The organism is Streptomyces sp. NPDC048565 (assembly GCF_040650935.1).
In the GTDB taxonomy this organism is placed as follows: domain Bacteria; phylum Actinomycetota; class Actinomycetes; order Streptomycetales; family Streptomycetaceae; genus Streptomyces.
Map to the genome: position 1 here is coordinate 91,064 of NZ_JBEZIH010000021.1, position 16,669 is coordinate 107,732.

The following is a 16,669-nucleotide window of genomic DNA, read 5'->3' on the forward strand; positions in this document are numbered from 1 at the left end:
GCCGGGGTGTCGGCCGCGCACAGTGGTCCGTATGACGACACCCGCAGAGCTGCTCCGCTCCCTCGGCCGTACCCGCGCCTCGCTCGACGGCGACGAGGTCACGTACTGGTGGTCGGGCGATGTGTACTCCTGGGCCCCGGACGAGCCCTATCAGCGCATCTTCGGCTTCGAGGGGCTCAATGTCGCCCGTCTCGTCCAGGACACCGAAGCAGGCCCTGACGCCTACCGACTGCTCACGCGTGAGGCCGCGTTCTACCTGGATCCCACCACCCGGGAGATCCTGGAGAGCTGGCAGGACCTGCCGGTGGTGCACATCTGGAACGACCCGGCGAACCAGAAGTGGCGCCCCTTCCCCGTCCCGACCACCGAGCTCGGCGGGCAGGTCTGTTTCAGCCTGGAGATCCCGCTCGCCTACCCCTCGCCGCTGCCGGTCGCCGAGTACCCCGTCCACTCCGCCGGAGACACCTACAAGGCCCTGGAACTCTTCCAGTTCTTCGCCGACCGGACCGACCTGGCCGGCCCCGCCCCCAGCGTTCCCGCCACCATGTCGTGGACCCGGATGTCCCCATGGCTCCCCTGGATGGCCCGCGGCCGTCGGCCCGGCGGCCTCACCTTCCACTGCAGGGGCCGCAAGCTCGGCTCGTACGCCGAGGTCCCCGAGCGCACCCGCGCCTACATCGCCGGCCACCACCCGGAGTTCGCCCACGCCCCGGAGGAGTGGAGCGAGCCGAACGAGACCAGCTGGACGTATTTCCGCAAGCTCAATCCGCCGCAGCAGCCCTGATCGACCCGCGTCCCGAACTCCGCCACGTACATCACCCCGAAGGCCGCGGTGTCCGCGCTGACCCGCGCCGCCGCCCTCGACCACATCCACCAGGGCATCCGCATCAACGCGGTCAGCCCTGGCGCCTCCGCCTCTCCCATGTCGCTCCGCCCGGGGGAGACCGAGGCCGCGCGTGCGGAACGGATGAAGTCGCAGAACCGCTCGGCCGGGTCGCGGAGGCCGAGGAGGTGGCGGCCGCCGTGCTCTACCTGGCCTCGCCCTCGGCCGGTGCGGTGATGGGCACCGACCTGGTCGTGGACAGCGGGGCATCGGCCTGACGGCCGGCGCCCTTCGCCGCATCGGCGTAGCGCGTGGCGAGTTCGGCGAACGCGGCGGTGAGCTCCGGTGGGCCGATGACCTGGATGTCGGTGTCGAACTGCCCGATGGTGGTGACGAGTCCGGTCCACGACCAGGATCCGAGGGTGAGGCGGCAGCGGCCGGGGCCGATTTCCTCGACGATGCCGTCCCGTGCGAAGGGCGCCACGGCCTGGCGGACCAGGTGATGCGGGGCGAGGTCACGGGCGACAACGGCTTCCACGTCATGGCGTACGACGTGCCGTCCGATCTGCCCTGGGACCAGGGCAGCAGCCCGTTCTTCGTCTCCGTCCGCGGCGACGACGCGGACGAGATCGCTGCCCTCTGGCAGAAACTGGCGGAGGGCTCGAAGGTGGTTCAGCCGCTGGAACCGGCGCAGTGGGCACCGCTGTACGGCATGCTCACCGACCCCTTCGGAGTGACCTGGGTCCTGGATGTGGCGGCCCCGTATGCCGGCTGATCCGGGCCCCTGTCTCCCCAGGAGCGGGAAGCCGTCGGGGAAGAGGCCGAGACGCTGGCCGTTTTCCTGGACCAGGACATCGGTCACGTCGACATCGAGGCAGCCGGGGGTCCGTAGATCGGACCGCGATCATGGTCTGGCGGGCTGCCCGGGGCGGGGGCCGGCCGACACCGGCCCGGAGGACGGCATCGGTGTACAGTTTTTGTGTCCTGTCGTCTCCGATAGAGGTGGACGTTGCGCATCTGAGGTCCGCGATCATCGCGCGGTACGGCCCCTGCCGGGCCCCGTCACGCTCTGTCGGCTTTCCCGCCGCCCCGTGACCCACCGCGTGCATGCGACCTCGGTGCTTGAGCCGTCCCCCGGATGTCCGGAGGACCGCACCCCTCTTCCCCCGGCCGGTCGCCGCGTGGTGCTCGCACACGAAGCCCCTGTTCACACGCTTGCGACTGCGAGGACCACATGTCCCATCCCCCAACTCCCGCCGCCGGTCTGAGCTGTTCCGCCCTGTCCTTCCGGTGGCCGGACGGCACGGAGGTCTTCGACGGGCTGTCCCTCAGCTTCGGCCGGGGCCGCACCGGGCTCGTCGGAACCAACGGCTCGGGCAAGTCCACCCTGCTGCGGCTGCTGGCCGGCCGGCTGAAGCCCTCCGCCGGTTCGGTGACCGTCGGCGGACATCTCGCCCACCTCCCGCAGAACCTCACCCTCGACACGGATCTCCGCGTCGAGGACGCCCTCGGCATCACCGAGCGGCGTACGGCGCTGCGCGCGATCGAGGCGGGCGACGTCGCCGACGCGCACTTCGAGACCGTGGGCGACGACTGGGACGTCGAGGAGCGCGCCGTGGCGACCCTGGGATCGCTCGGCCTCGGCGCCGTGGATCTCGACCGCACCGTGGGGCAGCTGTCCGGCGGCGAGACCGTGCTGCTGCGGCTGGCCGCACTGCTGCTGGAGCGCCCCGACGTCCTGCTGCTCGACGAGCCGACCAACAACCTCGACGTGTTCGCGCGCCGCCGGCTGTACGACGCCGTCGAGTCCTGGCGTACCGGCGTGCTCGTCGTGGTCAGCCACGACCGTGACCTGCTGGAGCGGGTGGACCGCATCGCCGACCTGCGCGCCGGTTCGGTGAGCTGGTACGGCGGCGGCTGGTCCGACTACGAGGAGGCGCTGGCCACCCAGCAGGAGGCGGCCGGACGTATGGTGCGGGCCGCCGAGTCCGACGTACGCCGTCAGAAGCGCGAGCTGGAGGAGGCCCGGACCAAGGTCGCCCGCCGCCAGCGGCACAACAAGAAGATGGACGTCCAGCGGCGTGCGTCGAAGATCGTCGCGGGCGCCCACAAGCGGTCGTCCCAGGAGGCGGCCGGCAAGCTCCAGGGCCTGCACGAGGACCGGCTCCAGGAGGCACGAGAGCGGCTCGACACGGCGTCGGACGCGGTCAGGGAGGACGCCGAGATCCGGGTACGGCTCCCGCACACCGCCGTGCCGACGGGCCGTACGGTTCTGAGCGCGCACGGGCTCCGCCCCCGCTTCGGCACCCTGCGCGAGAGCGAACTCCACGTCCAGGGGCCCGAGCGCATCGCGCTCATCGGGCGTAACGGGGCGGGCAAGACGACACTCCTGCGCACCCTCACGGGGGAGCTGGCGCCCCTGTCCGGCGAGGCCAGGACCCATGTGCCGCTGCGTTTCCTGCCGCAGCGGCTCGACGTCCTGGACGACGGGCTGAGTGTCGCCGCGAACGTGGCCCGCGCGGCCCCCGGGCTCACCGACAACGAGATCCGCTCCCAGCTCGCCCGCTTCCTGTTCAAGGGGGATCGCGCCGAGCAGCCGGCCGGCACCCTCTCGGGCGGCGAGCGCTTCCGCGCCGCTCTCGCGGCCACGATGCTCGCCACACCGGCCCCGCAGCTGCTGATGCTGGACGAGCCGACCAACAATCTGGACCTGGCGAGCGTGCGGCAGCTGACGAGTGCCCTGGAGTCCTACGAGGGCGCGCTGCTGATCGCCGGACACGATCTGGCGTTCCTGGAATCGGTCGCTATCACCCGCTGGCTGCTCGTGGGCGAGGAGCTCACGGAGCTGAGCGCCGACGAGGTGCACGAGCTGCTCGGCGCGCCCGACGCGATCGGGTGACCGGTGGTGTACTGGAAGGGTGCGGGTCGCCGCTGAGGGGCCCGCCCCAGGCACCACCACTGCACCATCACCGGCTACTGATCCGGATCCCGCCATGCACCTTTCCCATGGATTCCGAGGCGATTCCCGGGGCGTCGTCCCCCGGGCCCTGACGGTCGCGGCCGTCGTCCTGCTGGCCGCCGGTGGTCCGGCGGCGGCGGCCACCGCCGGACCACCGGCCGACCGCACCGACCCACGCACCGCGACCGCTGAGCTCACCCTTCCGGCAATCGACGTGAAGGACCTGCGCGTGGTCCCGTACAAGGGCACGACGGACGACGGGCCCGGGACCCGGATCCAGGACCGCGGTGAGGCCGCCGGCCCGTACGGCGAGGACGGCGGGGTCGGGCCCGGCAAGGTGGGGAACTATCTCGTGACGGCCCACCGGATCGTCGCCGGGGGCCCGCTCCGCGACCTGCCGGACCTGGACAAGGGCGACAAGGTCCTGGTCGAGGAGGGCAGCACGGTGTACGAGTACAGGATCACCGAAACCCGCCGGACGTCCTTCAGGTCCGAGCGCTCCCTGGCCGAGCAACGGGCCGAGGTGCCGGGCGAACCGGGCAAGCGGCCGACCCGGGCGATGATCACCCTCTCCACCTGTGCGACCCCGGAGGACGACGCGGCCGGGAACACCTGGCGCGACGCCCACGACAATCCGGAGCACCGCATCGACAAGATCGGCGTGCTGGTGTCCTCGAAGCGGTCATGAGCCGCCGGGCGGGTGGTCACCGGACATGTGGTTGCCGTCGTCGTCGGGCAGCTCCAGCCAGCGCGCCGTACCGGGCTCGATGACATAGGCGCTGCCGTCCAGCCTGACCCGAACCCCGGGCCGCTCCGAGTCCGGCACCGCGATCCGCAGCCGCTCGGCCCGCAGGCGCAGGTCCACGTCCCAGTGCCGGCGGAAGCGGAGCCGCATCCGGAATTTGGAGAGCTGCGGCAGCGTGGCAGGCGCGAGCCACAGGGCGTCGTCGCGGGTCTCCAGGCCCGTCATGCCGCGCTGGACGAAGTCCAGGGTGCCGGCCATCGCACCCAGGTGGATGCCCTCCTCCGTCGTACCGCCCTGGATGTCGGCCACATCGCCGATCAGCGCCTCCTCGCAGTACGCCCAGGCGTCGTCGCGGTGGACCCGCGCCAGTACCCAGGCGTGGACGAGGGAGCTGAGGGTGGAGCCGTGGCTCGTGCGGCCCACGTAGTAGTCGACGGTGGTCCGCCAGGCCTCGTCGTCGAGCGGGTGGCCGAGCCGCCGGAACAGCGCGGCGAGTTCCTTGGGTGAGAAGAGGTAGCCCAGCATCAGCACATCGGCCTGCTTGGACGCCTGGTAGCGGTTGGCGGTGTCGCCCTCCGCCTCCAGGATCCGGTCCAGGCGCCGGATGTCCCCGTACCGCTGCCGGTAACCGGCCCAGTCCAGCTCCTCCAGGTCCTCGTAGCCGGCGAACTGGCTGATGACGCCCCGGTGGTGGGGCACGTACAGCCGCCGGGAGATGTCGTCCCAGCGGTCGAGCTCCGCCGGGTCGAGCCGGATCAGTTCGAGGAGCTGCCGGCACCGGCTGGGCGGCAGCGCGCGGCAGAGCTCACCGGCCCGGGCCAGCACCCAGGCCGCCGTGACGTTCGTGTACGTGTTGTCGTCCAGTCCCGCGGCGTCCGAATCCGGGTAGGCGTCGTGGTATTCGTCGGGCCCGACGACTCCCCGGATCCGGTACCGCCCGATGGAGTCGTCCCACTCGGCGCTGTCCGCCCAGAAGCGGGCGATCTGCATGATCATCTCGGCGCCCTTGGAGTAGAGATACTCCGTGTCGCCGGTGGCCTGGCAGTACTGCCACACGTTGTACGCCACCGCCGAGCCGACATGGTGCTGCAGCCGTGAACGGTCCGGCAGCCAGCGCCCCGAGCGGGGGTTGAGATGGACCTCCTGGGTCTCCTCGCGCCCCTCGTCGGCGCTCTGCCAGGGGTACATCGCCCCTTCCCTGCCCACCGCACGCGCGGCGGCGCAGGCCGCGGGGAGCCGACGGTGACGGTAGTCGAGCAACCCCCTGGACACCTCGGGGAGATGCAGATTCAGGAAGGGCAGCACGAACAGCTCGTCCCAGAAGACATGCCCCCGGTACGCCTCACCGTGCAGCCCTCTGGCCGGTACGCCGACGTCGAGTTCCGCGGTGTGCGGGGACAGCGTCTGGAGCACATGGAAGAGGTGCAGCCGCAGGATGTGGCCCGGCTCCCCCGGCACCTCCAGCTTCGCCTGCTGCCACAGGTCCGCCCAGGCCTTGCCGTGCGAGGCCCGCAGCCGGGCGTACACCGGGGCGCCATCCACCGCCGCGACCGCGGCCCGCAACGGACTGCCGATCGCCGGGTCGCGGGAGGTGTAGAGGCCGACCGTCTTGTCGACGACGGCGCCCGCGTCCGGGGTGATCGGGAGCAGCAGCGTCTGGTGGACCGAGCGGGGCCGCTGCTCGGGTTCGGCCCGGTGGTCGCCGTTGCCCTCCGGACCGCAGGAGGCGACGGTGCGGGCCGCCAGGGCGATGCCGATGTCCGACTCCACCGTGCGGCAGCGCAGCCACACCGTGGAACCGGGTTCCGTGCCGGTCTCCCAGCCGGTCAGGTGGCGGTCGGCCAGTTCGCGGTAGCGCGCGACCCCGTTGTTACGGATGTCGCCGTCGATCCCGGCCTCCACCTCGAGCTCGCCCGACCAGCCCTCCGCGCCGAACACCGTGTGCAGCGCCGCGAGATGCGGGTCGCCCATGTGCACCAGGCGCTCCTGCTCGACCGTCAGCCTGCGGCCGGACCCGTCCTCGTACACCGAGCGCCGGGTCAGGGTCCCGCCGCGCAGGTCGAGCGCCTGCCGGTGCTCCACGAGATGGGTGTGGTCAGGGGTCAGCCATGGTCCTGGGCGCGAGCCGGCGGGGCGGATGCGGTAGCGCAGCGGCAGCCAGTTCGGGAGGTTGACCATGTCCTCGTTCTCGACCTGGCGTCCCTGGACGGAGGAGATCAGCCGGTTGTAGCAGCCCGCCACATACGTACCCGGGTAGTGCGTCTCGCCCGCGGTTGTCTCGGGTGCGGCTCCCCGGGTGGCGAAGTAGCCGTTGCCCAGGGTGCACAGCGCCTCGCGCAGCCGCTCCTCCTTCGGTTCGTATCCCTCGTACGCCCACACCCAGCCGCGTGCCATCAGTCCTCCCCGTTGATCAGCAGGTCCCCCGGATCGGCCACCACGAGGTCCGCGCCGTGGCGCCGCAGGTCGGAGGCGCCCTGGGAGCTGTCCGTCCGGTCCACCCCGATGACGAGTCCGAAGCCGCCCCGCCGGCCCGCTTCCACCCCGGCGAGCGCGTCCTCCACGACGGCGGCGTCCCCGGCCGGGACTCCCAGGCGCCCCACCGCCTCGGTGAACAGGGCGGGGTCCGGCTTGCCCGGCAGATCGAGGCGACGCGCCTCGTTGCCGTCGACCACCGCCGTGAACAGGTCCAGGAGACCGGCCCCTGCCAGCAGCTCGCTCGCGTGCCGGGACGCCGACGCGGCGGCGATCGGGACACGTGCGTCGTGCAGTACACGCAGGAGACGGACCGTCCCCGGCCAGACCGCGACCGGGTGGTCGCGCAGGCTCCGGGTGAACGCCGCGTCCTTGACGGCGGCCACGGCCCACACCGTGTCGGTGCCCGGCGGGTCGTCGGGGCTGCCCTCGGGGAGGTCGAGGCCTCTGGACGAGAGGAACGCGGCAGCACCGTCCTTGCGTGCCTTGCCGTCGACGTAGCGCCGGTAGTCGTCCGCCTCGTCGAAGGGCCGCTGCCCCTCGTGCTCGGCCAGGCAGGCGTCGAACGCCTCCTTCCACGCGGCGGCGTGCGCCGGAGCCGAGTCCGTGATCACACCGTCCGTGTCGAAGACGACGGCGTGCACGGACAGCAGGACTGCGGCCGGTGACGGTCCACGTGCCATGACCGGTGGTCCCTTCGTCCAGACGTTCCCCCGTTCCATGGCACCAGGTTCCGCGCGGGACCGCTCCCCTCATGACCACCCACCAGGCCCGAAGGCTCTCCGGGCTTGGCTGCCCGGGGCTCGATGCCCTGCGCCGGCTGCTCCCTGAGGACGTTCCGGTGACGACGGGCCGTTGAACCACCGTGGCCGTCATGGCTCAGGCGTTCAGCTGAAGGCGCTGACCGGGGAAGATCAGGTGCGGTCCGTGGTCGAGGACGTCGCGGTTCAGCTCGTACAGGGCGGTCCAGCCACCGGGCACGTCCGCGCGCTCGGCGATCACCGACAGGCAGTCGCCCGGCTCGACGACGTACGACTCCTCGTCGACAAGGTCCTCGGAGTAGTGCTTCACGCCGCTGTCACCGGCGGTGCTGTGGTCGCTGTGGTCGCTGTCGTCCGTGCTGCCGGCCGTGCTGCCGGCCGTGCTTCCGGAGGACGCGTTACCGGAGGAGCCGCTGTTCGAACTGCCGGTCGACTGTCGCTCGGGGGCCGTCTGTGCCGAGTCACTTCCGTCGACACCGCCGGCACCGCTGCCACCGCTGGACGAGGAGCTCGACGTTCCGCTCGCACCGAGGCGTCCGCAGGTGGGCCAGGCGCCCATGCCCTGCGACCGGGCGACGCGTTCACCCACGGCGATCTGCTCGGACTTCGTGGCGAGGTCGGCGCGCGGTGCGTACCGCCCGCCTCCGTACGCCTGCCAGGTGGAGGGGGAGAACTGGAGGCCACCGTGGTAGCCGTTGCCTGTGTTGGTGTCCCAGCGTCCGCTGCTCTCGCACTGGGCGATGCGGTCCCAGTCCGTACCGGCCGTGACGGTCGGCGCGGTGACGGTCGGCGCGATGACGGCCCGGGCGGGGGCGGCCTGGGCCGCTGCGGCCTGGGCCGGTGCCTTGACCGGGGACTTGGCGGGGGCGTCCGCGACACTGCGGCCTGCGAGACCGAGCACGCTCAGGAGGACGAGCAGAAGGGCGAGCACCGATTCGACGGGCCGCTTTGCGAGGGGTGATGCCGGCATGACGGTATTCCTCCGCTGTGCTCCAGAAGGTGTGCAAGGGCACGAACAGATAAGCCGCCGATATTCTTTTCAATGGGCTTTGACGCGTCCGACGCCCCCACATTCACCCGGGTGGAGGGCCCTGCGCTCCGCCGGACCGGCTCTCCGGGCGGTCGCGGGCATCACCGGCGTCCGTGGGAGCGCCGGCCACCCCCGCCCCGTGCGCCACGCGCCCCGGCCTACCGCTTCCGGCTCCGCATGCGTGCCATCTCCGCGCGGATCGTGGGGAGTTGTGCGTACAGTGCCTCGCCGGGGCAGTAGGTCTGGTAGGTGTCGCGGTGTCCGGCCACCGCGTGGAGGTAGACGACCTCACCGCGCCGGTAGCGGCTGTCACCGTTCGTCGAGACCATCCGCACGATGCCTTCGGGGTCGACGCTCCGGTCCAGCTTCCACGCGCCGACCTTCGCGATCCCCTCGATGAGCGCCTTGGGCACCGGCACACCGGCGTCGTAGGTACCGAGGGCGGCGACGCCCACACTGTGTGCGTTGAACCCGGTGGCATGGGCCCCGCGTACGGAGCGTCCGACACCGCCGGCCCTGCCCTCGTAGATGGTCCCGCAGCGGTCGACGACGAAGTTGTAACCGATGTCGTCCCAGCCCTCGCCCTCGACGTGCGCCTCCTCCATCGCCCGCAGCATCTTGGGGGCATCGGCGCAGTCGTAGCCGTTGGTGTGACCGGTGTGATGGACGAAGACGGCCTTCACCGTCCCCGTGTACACGGCGTGCTCCTTGACCAGGCTCTCGTCCGCGTGCCATTGCGCCCGGCTGACGATCGCGGGCCGCGGGACCCCGGACTGCGCTGCCGGCTTCGCGGTGGCCGACTCGGGCGCGGCGAGCCGTACCGGCGCGTCCCGGAGTACCAGGAACGCCAGCGGCACGACCATGGCGCACACTGCGGTTCGGCGAAGCCACATAGGGCCACCATGCGCGCTGACCAGCGGCGTCGCAGGCGACCCGCACCCGATCGGGTGACCCGCGGCAGCACCCCCCAGGGTGTGGGCCGTGCGGTCAGGGGACGGGGACCGCCTGCCGCTGCTCGACGATGCGGGCCGCGCGGTGCGGGGAGGTGTCCAGCCTGGCCAGCACGCCCGGGACCGCGTTGTTCGGGAGGATGAGCTCGAAGAGGGCGGATATCTCGGCGACCAGGTCCGGCGGCTCGGCCATGGACTCGGTCACCAGCTGGACCCCCGTCCAGGCTCCGACGACCAGCCGGGACGTGGACTCCGGGTCGACGTGCGGAAGGAGCTCGCCGCGCTCCTTCGCCTCGGTCAGCATCTCCGTGCCTATGGCGATCCAGTCCGGCCAGCGGGTACCGAAGAGCCCCCGCGCACGCGGGTCGACGGACAGCCGGATCGAGGCGCTGAGCAGGGGTTCCCGTGGCAGCCGGTAGGCGAGCAGGAGTGCCATGTCCACCCACTCCTGCAGCTTGAAGGTCTGCGGGGTGACCCCGTCCGACGTCACCGCCTCCTGGAGGACACCGCGGGCCAGCTCCTCCTTCGACGTGAAGTGGAAGTAGAGGGCGCCCCGCGTGAGGCCGGCCCGGTCGAGGATCGCGGCGATGGTGGCGGCATCGTAGCCATGCTCGTCGAAGACCTCCGCAGCAGCCTGCAGGAAGATTTGGCGCGTGCGGATCGCCCGTTGCTGTCGTGCCAACTCGCGCTCCCCTTTGAACGTTGCATGACGCTACTTCAAAAAGTACCGGTGAACCGGTATCATATCAGCGCCGTAATGACCATTTTGCGCCATGTCCAGGAGGGCTGTGCCCGAGATACCCGCTGTTCCGTGCCCGCCGCCCCCCGCATTCGAGGGGCAGGACAGCATCCGCAAGGAGTACGTCCACCTGGGACGTTCCGACATGGTCCTCCTCACGTCCTGGCGACGCACGGAAGATGGCGAGTTCTCGCTGTCCGCGAGGTGGCCCGCCCCCACCTCCGGCCTCCCCTACGACCCACGGATGCTCACACAGACCGTCCGGCAGAGCGGACTGGTCATCGCGCACGCGGCGTACGGCGCACCCCTCGCCGATCACACCTTGCTGAACTACTTCGATCTCACCGTCACACCTGGATTCGAGGTACCCCCCGAGCTGCCGTGCGACTTCACCGTCGAGGTCACGATCAAGAACGCCAAAAAACGGGGCAAGAAGGTCAGTTCGCTCGACATGGAGTTCCGCATCCTGCGGGAGGGCAGCCTGATGGCCCGCGCGGATTCCGAGTTCGGCTGGCTCTCCACGCGCGTCTACCACCGACTTCGCGGTGAACACCTCGCCGTCGACTGGAACGCCTGGCCGCTGCCCGCCCCGGTCGACCCGCGCACCGTCGGCCGGCAGACCCCGGCCGACGTGGTGCTGGCCACCGGGAAGCACCCCCGCCACTGGCAGTTGCGCAACGACGTGGACAACGTCGTGCTGTACGACCACCCCGTCGACCATGTCCCGGGGCTCGCGCTGATGGAAGCCGCGGACCAGGCCGCGCGTGCCGCCGTGTACCCCGTGTCCTTCGAAGCGACCACCGTCACCAGCACGTTCGAGCGGTACACCGAATTCGACCGCCCCTGCTGGGTCGAGGCGGAGATCCTGCCCGCCGGCCCCGGAGAGACCTCCGTCCTGGTCACCGCGACGCAGGACGGGAACACCGCCTTCCGGAGCCGGTTGAGCGGGCCCTGCGGTCAGGCCCTCTCGGCCCTCACTGGTTGACGAAGCCGCCGTCCACCGGCATGACCGTGCCCGTGAGGAAGGGACAGCGGTCGCTGAGCAGCCAGGCCGCCGCGTTGGCGATCTCCTCGGGCTCGGCCGTACGTCCCTGCGGCGTCAGGCTGTTGACCATCTCCTCAAGGCCCGGGTTACGCCCGAACCAGTCGGCCGTGATCTCGCTGCGCGTGGTGCCGGGCGCCACCGCGTTGACCCTGATGCCCTGTTGGGCGTACTCGTCGGCCGCGGCCCTGGTGAGGCCGACGACGGCGTGCTTGGCCGCTATGTAGGGCGCGGCCGCCGGTATGGCGACGAGCCCGCCCACACTGCTGTTGTTCACGATGGAGCAGGTTCCGGGATTCTCCAACATGGCCGCAATCTCTGGGCGCAGGCAGTTCCAGACGCCGCGCACATTGGCGTCCATGACCGCGTCGTAGACGTCATCCCCCATGAGGTGCAGGGGAGTCCGGTCGCCACCGAGTCCCGCGTTGTTGAACGCCGAGTCCAGCCGGCCGTAGGTGTCGACGGTGAAGCCGACGGCACGGGCGGCGTCCTCCGGCACCGTGACATCACAGACGACGTACGAGGCCTGGGCCCCCTTGTCCTTCAACTCGGCCGCCAGCGAGGCCAGCCTCTCCTCCCGGCGCGCGGCCAGGACGACCGTCGCGCCTTCCTCGGAGAACACCCGCGCCGCCGCCGCGCCGATACCGCTGCTCGCCCCGGTGATCAGGACGACTCTGTCGTGCAGAAGATCGCTCATGACCGCATTCTGGCAGGCTCACCCCAAGGATGGCGACCATAACCTACCGAATGTCCTGTTTCTCCCTTGCTCCTCACGCTGCTCCGCCCGCTGCTCCGCCTGCTGCTCCGCCTGCTGTTCCGATGGAGTTACAGGGCCTCCTGACCACCCGCCGGACCCCGCGATACTCTGCGGCATGCTCGCGATCCAGTTCGACCGCTTCGGTGGCCCCGACGTGCTCCGCCCCGTGGAACTGACCTCTCCGGTGCCCGGCCCCGGAGAGGTGCTCCTCACCGTCGAGGCCGCAGGGGTGAATTTCGCGGACACCCACCAGGTGGACGGCTCCTACCTGGGCGCCGACGCCCTGCCGTACGTCCCGGGCAGCGAGGTCGTGGGCCGCACTCCGGACGGCCGGCGGGTGCTGGCACGGGTCTCGCACGGATACGCGGAGCAGGTCACCGCCAAGGAGTCCGGCATCCTGGAGATCCCCGAGGAGCTCGGCGCGGCCCAGGCACTCGCCCTCATGATGCAGGGCCTGACGGCCTGGCATCTGCTGCGGTCCGCGGCGCGGCTGCGCTCCGGCGAGAGCGTCGTCGTGCACTCGGCCGCGGGCGGCGTCGGCAGCCTGGCGGTCCAGCTGGCCCGGGAGTTCGGGGCGGGCCGGGTGCTCGCCCAGGTCTCCACCCGGGAGAAGGAGCGGCTCGTCCTGGACCTCGGTGCGGACGAGGTGATCACCTACCCCCTCGCGGAGAAGGCCGACGTCGTCCTGGACGCCGTGGGCGGTGACCTCTTCGACCAGGCCCTGGACAGTCTGGCGTCCTTCGGCCGTCTCGTGACCTACGGCAACGCCGCCCGCGGCGGCTTCACCCCCGTCGACCCGGGCCGGCTGGGCCGTCTCAACGCCTCCGTCGTCGGATTCTGGCTGCGTCCCGCCCTCGCGGCCCCTGGCGGGGTCAGCGGCCCGCTCGATGAGCTCTTCGCCCTGGTCGCCGACGGCCGCCTCAGGCCCGTGACCGGCGGCAGCTATCCGCTCGCCGACGCCCGGCGCGCCCACGAGGACCTGCTCGCACGCCGGACCACGGGAAAGCTGATTCTCACTCCCTGATCTCCCTGATCTCCCTGATCTCCCTGAGCCCCGGCGTTCGAGCGCCTAGGGTGGCTCGATGCGCTCCCAGACCTCACGGGCCCCGGCGCCGGCGGGCTCCGACGCCGGAGCACCGGACGCCCCGCGGTCCCGCCCCGACCGCGACCCGTTCCTCGACAACGCGAAGTACCTGGCCATCGTCCTCGTCGCGATGGGCCACTCCTGGGAGCCCCTGCCCGGCAGCGGGCGACTGGTGGAGACGTTCTACACCTTCGTCTACACCTTCCACATGCCGGTCTTCATCATCATCGCCGGATACCTCTCGCGCGGCCTGGAGCTGACTTCCGACCGGGTGTGGAGGCTCGTCACCGGCCTCGCCGTGCCCTACGCGGTCTTCGAGATCGCCTACACCCTCTTCGAGCGCCTGACAGGCTCCCCTGACTTTCCCCTGAGCCCGCTCACGCCGTACTGGCTGCTGTGGTTCCTGCCGGCCCTGTTCCTGTGGCGCCTCACCACCCCCTTCTGGCAGCGGGTCAGGTGGCCCGTGGCGCTCGCCCTGGTGATCGCCTCCATGGCGGCGGTGACCAGCGACATCGGCGGGGACCTGCAACTCCAGCGCGTCCTGCAGTTCCTCCCGTACTACGTCCTGGGGCTCCAGCTGCGGCCCGAGCACTTCGACCTCGTACGCCGCCGGGCCGTGCGCGTCGGGTCCGTCCCCGTCTGCCTGCTGGCCCTGGCCGTCGCCTACTGGGCGGTGCCGCGCACGACGACCTCATGGTTCTTCCGCCGGTACGGCGCCGAGCAGCTCGGCTCGCCCGCCTGGACGGGCGCCGTGGTGACGCCGTTGCTGTTCTGCTGCGCGCTCGTGCTCAGCGCCTGCTTCCTCGCCTGGGTGCCGAACCGCAGGCTGTGGATGACCGCGCTCGGCGCGGGCACGCTGTACGGCTATCTGCTCCACGGCTTCGTCATCAAGGGCGCGGTCAGGCTCGGTCTCTTCGACCTGGACATCGTCTCCACCCCCCTGGGCCGGGTCCTGGCGTCCGTCGTCGCCGCGGCCGTGGTCACAGCTCTCTGTGGCCCGCCCGTGCGCCGGGTGTTCCGCCACGTCGTGGAGCCGCGGCTCGACCGGGCAAGGAAGCCGGAGCCCGCGCCCTGAGGTCCGGGACGCACCGCACCCCCGGGCCTGAAGGCCTCGGGGGTGCGGTGGCGCGGGACGGGGCTGCGGCTCAGACCTCGCCGGGCGTTCCGAGCATCGCGGACGCGTTCTCCAGCGGGGTGAGGGGCGCCGCGGCGGGGGCGGGCACCTCCGCGGGACGGCAGGTGAAGCCGAGACGCGTCAGCGCCCTGGTCACCTCGCCGGCGGTGAAGTCCCGGCGGTCCTGGCGGGTGATGATCTCGCCGACCTGCTTGACGGGATAGACACGGCGGCTGATGACCACCGCGTCACCCGTGACGGGTTCGGGCTTGATGCCCTTCATCAAGTCCTCCACCTCGTTCTTGAAGAGGTCGAAGGGGAAGCGGGCGATGACACAGCGCATGGTTCCTCAACAGGGTGGTCGTGGAGAAAGCCGGACAGGGTCGGCCGGGCTCCCGGCCGGATGACTAAGCGGCCTTGTTGGCCCGGCGCTGCGCCGACGCCGCACGCGCCTGCGGAGTCGGCGTACTGGCGTTGGAGCGGCGCCCCTGGCCGGGACGCGCGCCGCGGCGGCCACGGGGACCGGAACCGCTGCCCTTGCCGCGCTCCGACACCGGTGAGCTGATCGTGACCGGCACGCCCGACGGCGCCTGGGCACCGGTGATGCGGTTGAGTTCGGCCTCGCCGGAGCGGACCTGGGCGACCTGCGGCGTGATGCCGGCGTCGGCCATCAGCCGGGTCATCTCGCGGCGCTGGTTGGGCAGCACGAGCGTGACGACACTGCCGGACTCCCCGGCGCGCGCGGTACGCCCGCCGCGGTGCAGGTAGTCCTTGTGATCGCTGGGCGGGTCCACATTGACGACGAGGTCGAGGTTGTCGACGTGGATGCCGCGGGCGGCGACGTTCGTGGCGACCAGCACCGTGACATGACCGGTCTTGAACCGGTCCAGGGTGCGGGTGCGCTGCGGCTGCGACTTGCCGCCGTGCAGCGCGGCCGCCCGTACACCGCTGTGCAGCAGGTGATCGGTGAGCTTGTCCACCGCGTGCTTGGTGTCGAGGAACATGATCACCCGGCCCTCACGGGCGGCGATCTCCGTGGTCGTCGCGTACTTGTCGGCGCCCTGGACGTAGAGAACGTGGTGTTCCATCGTCGTCACCGCACCGGCCGCGGGGTCCACCGAGTGGACGACCGGGTCGTGCAGGTAGCGGCGGACCAGCAGGTCCACGTTGCGGTCCAGGGTGGCCGAGAACAGCATCCGCTGGCCGTCGGCGTTCACCTGGTCGAGCAGCTGCGTGACCTGGGGCATGAAGCCCATGTCGGCCATCTGGTCGGCCTCGTCGAGGACGGTGATGGCGACACGGTCGAGCTTGCAGTCGCCGCGCTCGATGAGGTCCTTGAGCCGGCCCGGGGTGGCGACCACGACTTCGGCGCCGCCGCGCAGCGCGCTGGCCTGGCGGCCGATCGACATACCGCCGACGACCGTGGCCAGCCGGAGCTTGAGGGACCTGGCGTAAGGGGTGAGCGCGTCGGTGACCTGCTGTGCCAGTTCCCGGGTGGGGACGAGGACCAGGGCCAGGGGGCGGCGCGCGTCGGCGCGGTTGCCCGCGGTGCGGGCCAGCAGCGCGAGGCCGAAGGCGAGCGTCTTGCCCGATCCGGTGCGGCCACGGCCCAGGACATCCCGTCCGGCCAGCGAGTTCGGCAGCGTCGCGCCCTGGATCGGGAACGGCACCGACATGCCTTCGGAGGCCAGCGCCGCCAGCAGGGGCGCGGGCATGTCCAGGTCGGCGAAGGACTCGGCTGCGGGGAGCGCGGGGGTGATGGTCACCGGCAGGGCGAACTCACCCGTGACGGAGGAGGACCGGCGGCCGTAGCCACCGGAGCGCTTCGGTCCGCCGCCGGAGCGGCCCTGCGAACCCTGGGCGCCCTGCCGGCCGGACCCCGCCGAGCGGAAGCCGTTGGCGGTACGACTGCCGGCGGATCCGCCTGAGCGTGTCCTGGAAAATCGGTCGTTCGTGCGAGCTGTGCGATCGCGGTTCAATGGAGAACCCTTCCCTCGAATGGCACGTATCGAGGGATTCTTTCCGGGCGGCTGCAGCCATGTACGGCGCCAAGAATCGCAAGAACGAGCCGGTGAAATAAAGAAAAACGAAGTCCGTCCGCCGGATGAACCGGCCTGATTCGGCACTCCATATGACTGCATATAAGCGGCACGCCATCACGCTCGTGCCTGTCGGCGAATTACTCCGCGGACG

The 16,669-nt window shown here is 71.2% G+C and carries 14 protein-coding genes and 3 pseudogenes; 8 read left to right on the forward strand and 9 right to left on the reverse strand.

Translation table 11 applies throughout. The features are described 5' to 3' along the window. Window positions 1-31 precede the first annotated feature (31 nt). Both AB0C75_RS24360 and AB0C75_RS24365 read left to right on the forward strand, forming a co-directional pair. Window positions 32-784, forward strand: coding sequence for a DUF1838 family protein (locus AB0C75_RS24360; protein WP_362893811.1), 753 nt, complete (start codon window positions 32-34; stop codon window positions 782-784). Window positions 785-790: 6 nt separating this feature from the next. Next, a pseudogene (locus AB0C75_RS24365) lies at window positions 791-1,101 on the forward strand (SDR family oxidoreductase); the annotation flags it as partial. Here AB0C75_RS24365 and AB0C75_RS24370 read toward each other — a convergent pair. Next, window positions 1,029-1,310: pseudogene (locus tag AB0C75_RS24370) on the reverse strand (WYL domain-containing protein); the annotation flags it as partial. The pseudogenes AB0C75_RS24365 and AB0C75_RS24370 overlap by 73 nt on opposite strands. A gap of 3 nt (window positions 1,311-1,313) precedes the next feature. On the opposite strand from AB0C75_RS24370, the pseudogene AB0C75_RS24375 reads away from it, so the two are divergent. The 3 genes and pseudogenes from AB0C75_RS24375 to AB0C75_RS24385 all read left to right on the forward strand — a co-directional run. Continuing rightward, window positions 1,314-1,598, forward strand: a pseudogene (locus tag AB0C75_RS24375) (VOC family protein); the annotation flags it as partial. 459 nt (window positions 1,599-2,057) lie between these two features. Then, the gene (locus tag AB0C75_RS24380) at window positions 2,058-3,722 is read left to right on the forward strand and encodes an ABC-F family ATP-binding cassette domain-containing protein (RefSeq protein ID WP_362893812.1); all 1,665 of its coding nucleotides are present in this window, start codon (window positions 2,058-2,060) and stop codon (window positions 3,720-3,722) included. Window positions 3,723-3,816: 94 nt separating this feature from the next. Beyond that, the gene (locus AB0C75_RS24385) at window positions 3,817-4,470 is read left to right on the forward strand and encodes a class E sortase (protein ID WP_362893813.1); all 654 of its coding nucleotides are present in this window, start codon (window positions 3,817-3,819) and stop codon (window positions 4,468-4,470) included. Here the strand turns inward: AB0C75_RS24385 and AB0C75_RS24390 are convergent. From AB0C75_RS24390 to AB0C75_RS24410, 5 genes are all read right to left on the reverse strand, one after another. Continuing rightward, window positions 4,465-6,921: a glycosyl hydrolase family 65 protein gene (locus tag AB0C75_RS24390; RefSeq protein ID WP_362893814.1), complete on the reverse strand. Its 2,457-nt coding sequence runs from the start codon at window positions 6,919-6,921 to the stop codon at window positions 4,465-4,467. The two genes, AB0C75_RS24385 and AB0C75_RS24390, sit on opposite strands and share 6 nt — an antisense overlap. Further along, the gene (locus tag AB0C75_RS24395) at window positions 6,921-7,682 is read right to left on the reverse strand and encodes an HAD-IA family hydrolase (RefSeq protein WP_362893815.1); all 762 of its coding nucleotides are present in this window, start codon (window positions 7,680-7,682) and stop codon (window positions 6,921-6,923) included. The genes AB0C75_RS24390 and AB0C75_RS24395 overlap by 1 nt, the downstream gene beginning before the upstream one ends. A 196-nt stretch (window positions 7,683-7,878) precedes the next feature. Beyond that, entirely contained in the window at window positions 7,879-8,730 is an 852-nt protein-coding gene (locus tag AB0C75_RS24400; RefSeq protein ID WP_362893816.1) for a transglycosylase family protein, read from the reverse strand. A 218-nt stretch (window positions 8,731-8,948) separates the two neighbouring features. Beyond that, window positions 8,949-9,683, reverse strand: coding sequence for a peptidoglycan recognition protein (locus AB0C75_RS24405; protein WP_362893817.1), 735 nt, complete (start codon window positions 9,681-9,683; stop codon window positions 8,949-8,951). Between the two features lie 94 nt (window positions 9,684-9,777). Further along, window positions 9,778-10,422 carry a ScbR family autoregulator-binding transcription factor gene (locus tag AB0C75_RS24410; RefSeq protein ID WP_362893818.1) on the reverse strand — a complete coding sequence of 215 codons (645 nt, stop codon included), beginning with the start codon at window positions 10,420-10,422 and terminating at the stop codon, window positions 9,778-9,780. A 106-nt stretch (window positions 10,423-10,528) separates the two neighbouring features. Here AB0C75_RS24410 and AB0C75_RS24415 point away from each other — a divergent pair, with 106 nt between their 5' ends. Next, window positions 10,529-11,464: a ScbA/BarX family gamma-butyrolactone biosynthesis protein gene (locus AB0C75_RS24415; RefSeq protein WP_362893819.1), complete on the forward strand. Its 936-nt coding sequence runs from the start codon at window positions 10,529-10,531 to the stop codon at window positions 11,462-11,464. On the opposite strand, the gene AB0C75_RS24420 is transcribed toward AB0C75_RS24415, so the two are convergent. Further along, the gene (locus tag AB0C75_RS24420; RefSeq protein ID WP_362893820.1) at window positions 11,454-12,218 is read right to left on the reverse strand and encodes an SDR family oxidoreductase; all 765 of its coding nucleotides are present in this window, start codon (window positions 12,216-12,218) and stop codon (window positions 11,454-11,456) included. The two genes, AB0C75_RS24415 and AB0C75_RS24420, sit on opposite strands and share 11 nt — an antisense overlap. A gap of 175 nt (window positions 12,219-12,393) precedes the next feature. Between AB0C75_RS24420 and AB0C75_RS24425 the strand changes: the two genes are divergently transcribed. Together AB0C75_RS24425 and AB0C75_RS24430 are read left to right on the forward strand one after the other, a co-directional pair. After that, entirely contained in the window at window positions 12,394-13,302 is a 909-nt protein-coding gene (locus AB0C75_RS24425; protein WP_362893821.1) for a zinc-binding dehydrogenase, read from the forward strand. Window positions 13,303-13,360: 58 nt separating this feature from the next. After that, window positions 13,361-14,437 carry an acyltransferase family protein gene (locus AB0C75_RS24430; RefSeq protein ID WP_362893822.1) on the forward strand — a complete coding sequence of 359 codons (1,077 nt, stop codon included), beginning with the start codon at window positions 13,361-13,363 and terminating at the stop codon, window positions 14,435-14,437. Window positions 14,438-14,507: 70 nt separating this feature from the next. Here AB0C75_RS24430 and AB0C75_RS24435 read toward each other — a convergent pair whose 3' ends face one another. Both AB0C75_RS24435 and AB0C75_RS24440 read right to left on the reverse strand, forming a co-directional pair. Continuing rightward, window positions 14,508-14,819, reverse strand: coding sequence for an SCO5918 family protein (locus AB0C75_RS24435; protein WP_362893823.1), 312 nt, complete (start codon window positions 14,817-14,819; stop codon window positions 14,508-14,510). Window positions 14,820-14,883: 64 nt separating this feature from the next. Beyond that, window positions 14,884-16,455 carry a DEAD/DEAH box helicase gene (locus AB0C75_RS24440; RefSeq protein WP_362893824.1) on the reverse strand — a complete coding sequence of 524 codons (1,572 nt, stop codon included), beginning with the start codon at window positions 16,453-16,455 and terminating at the stop codon, window positions 14,884-14,886. Window positions 16,456-16,669: the final 214 nt, after the last annotated feature.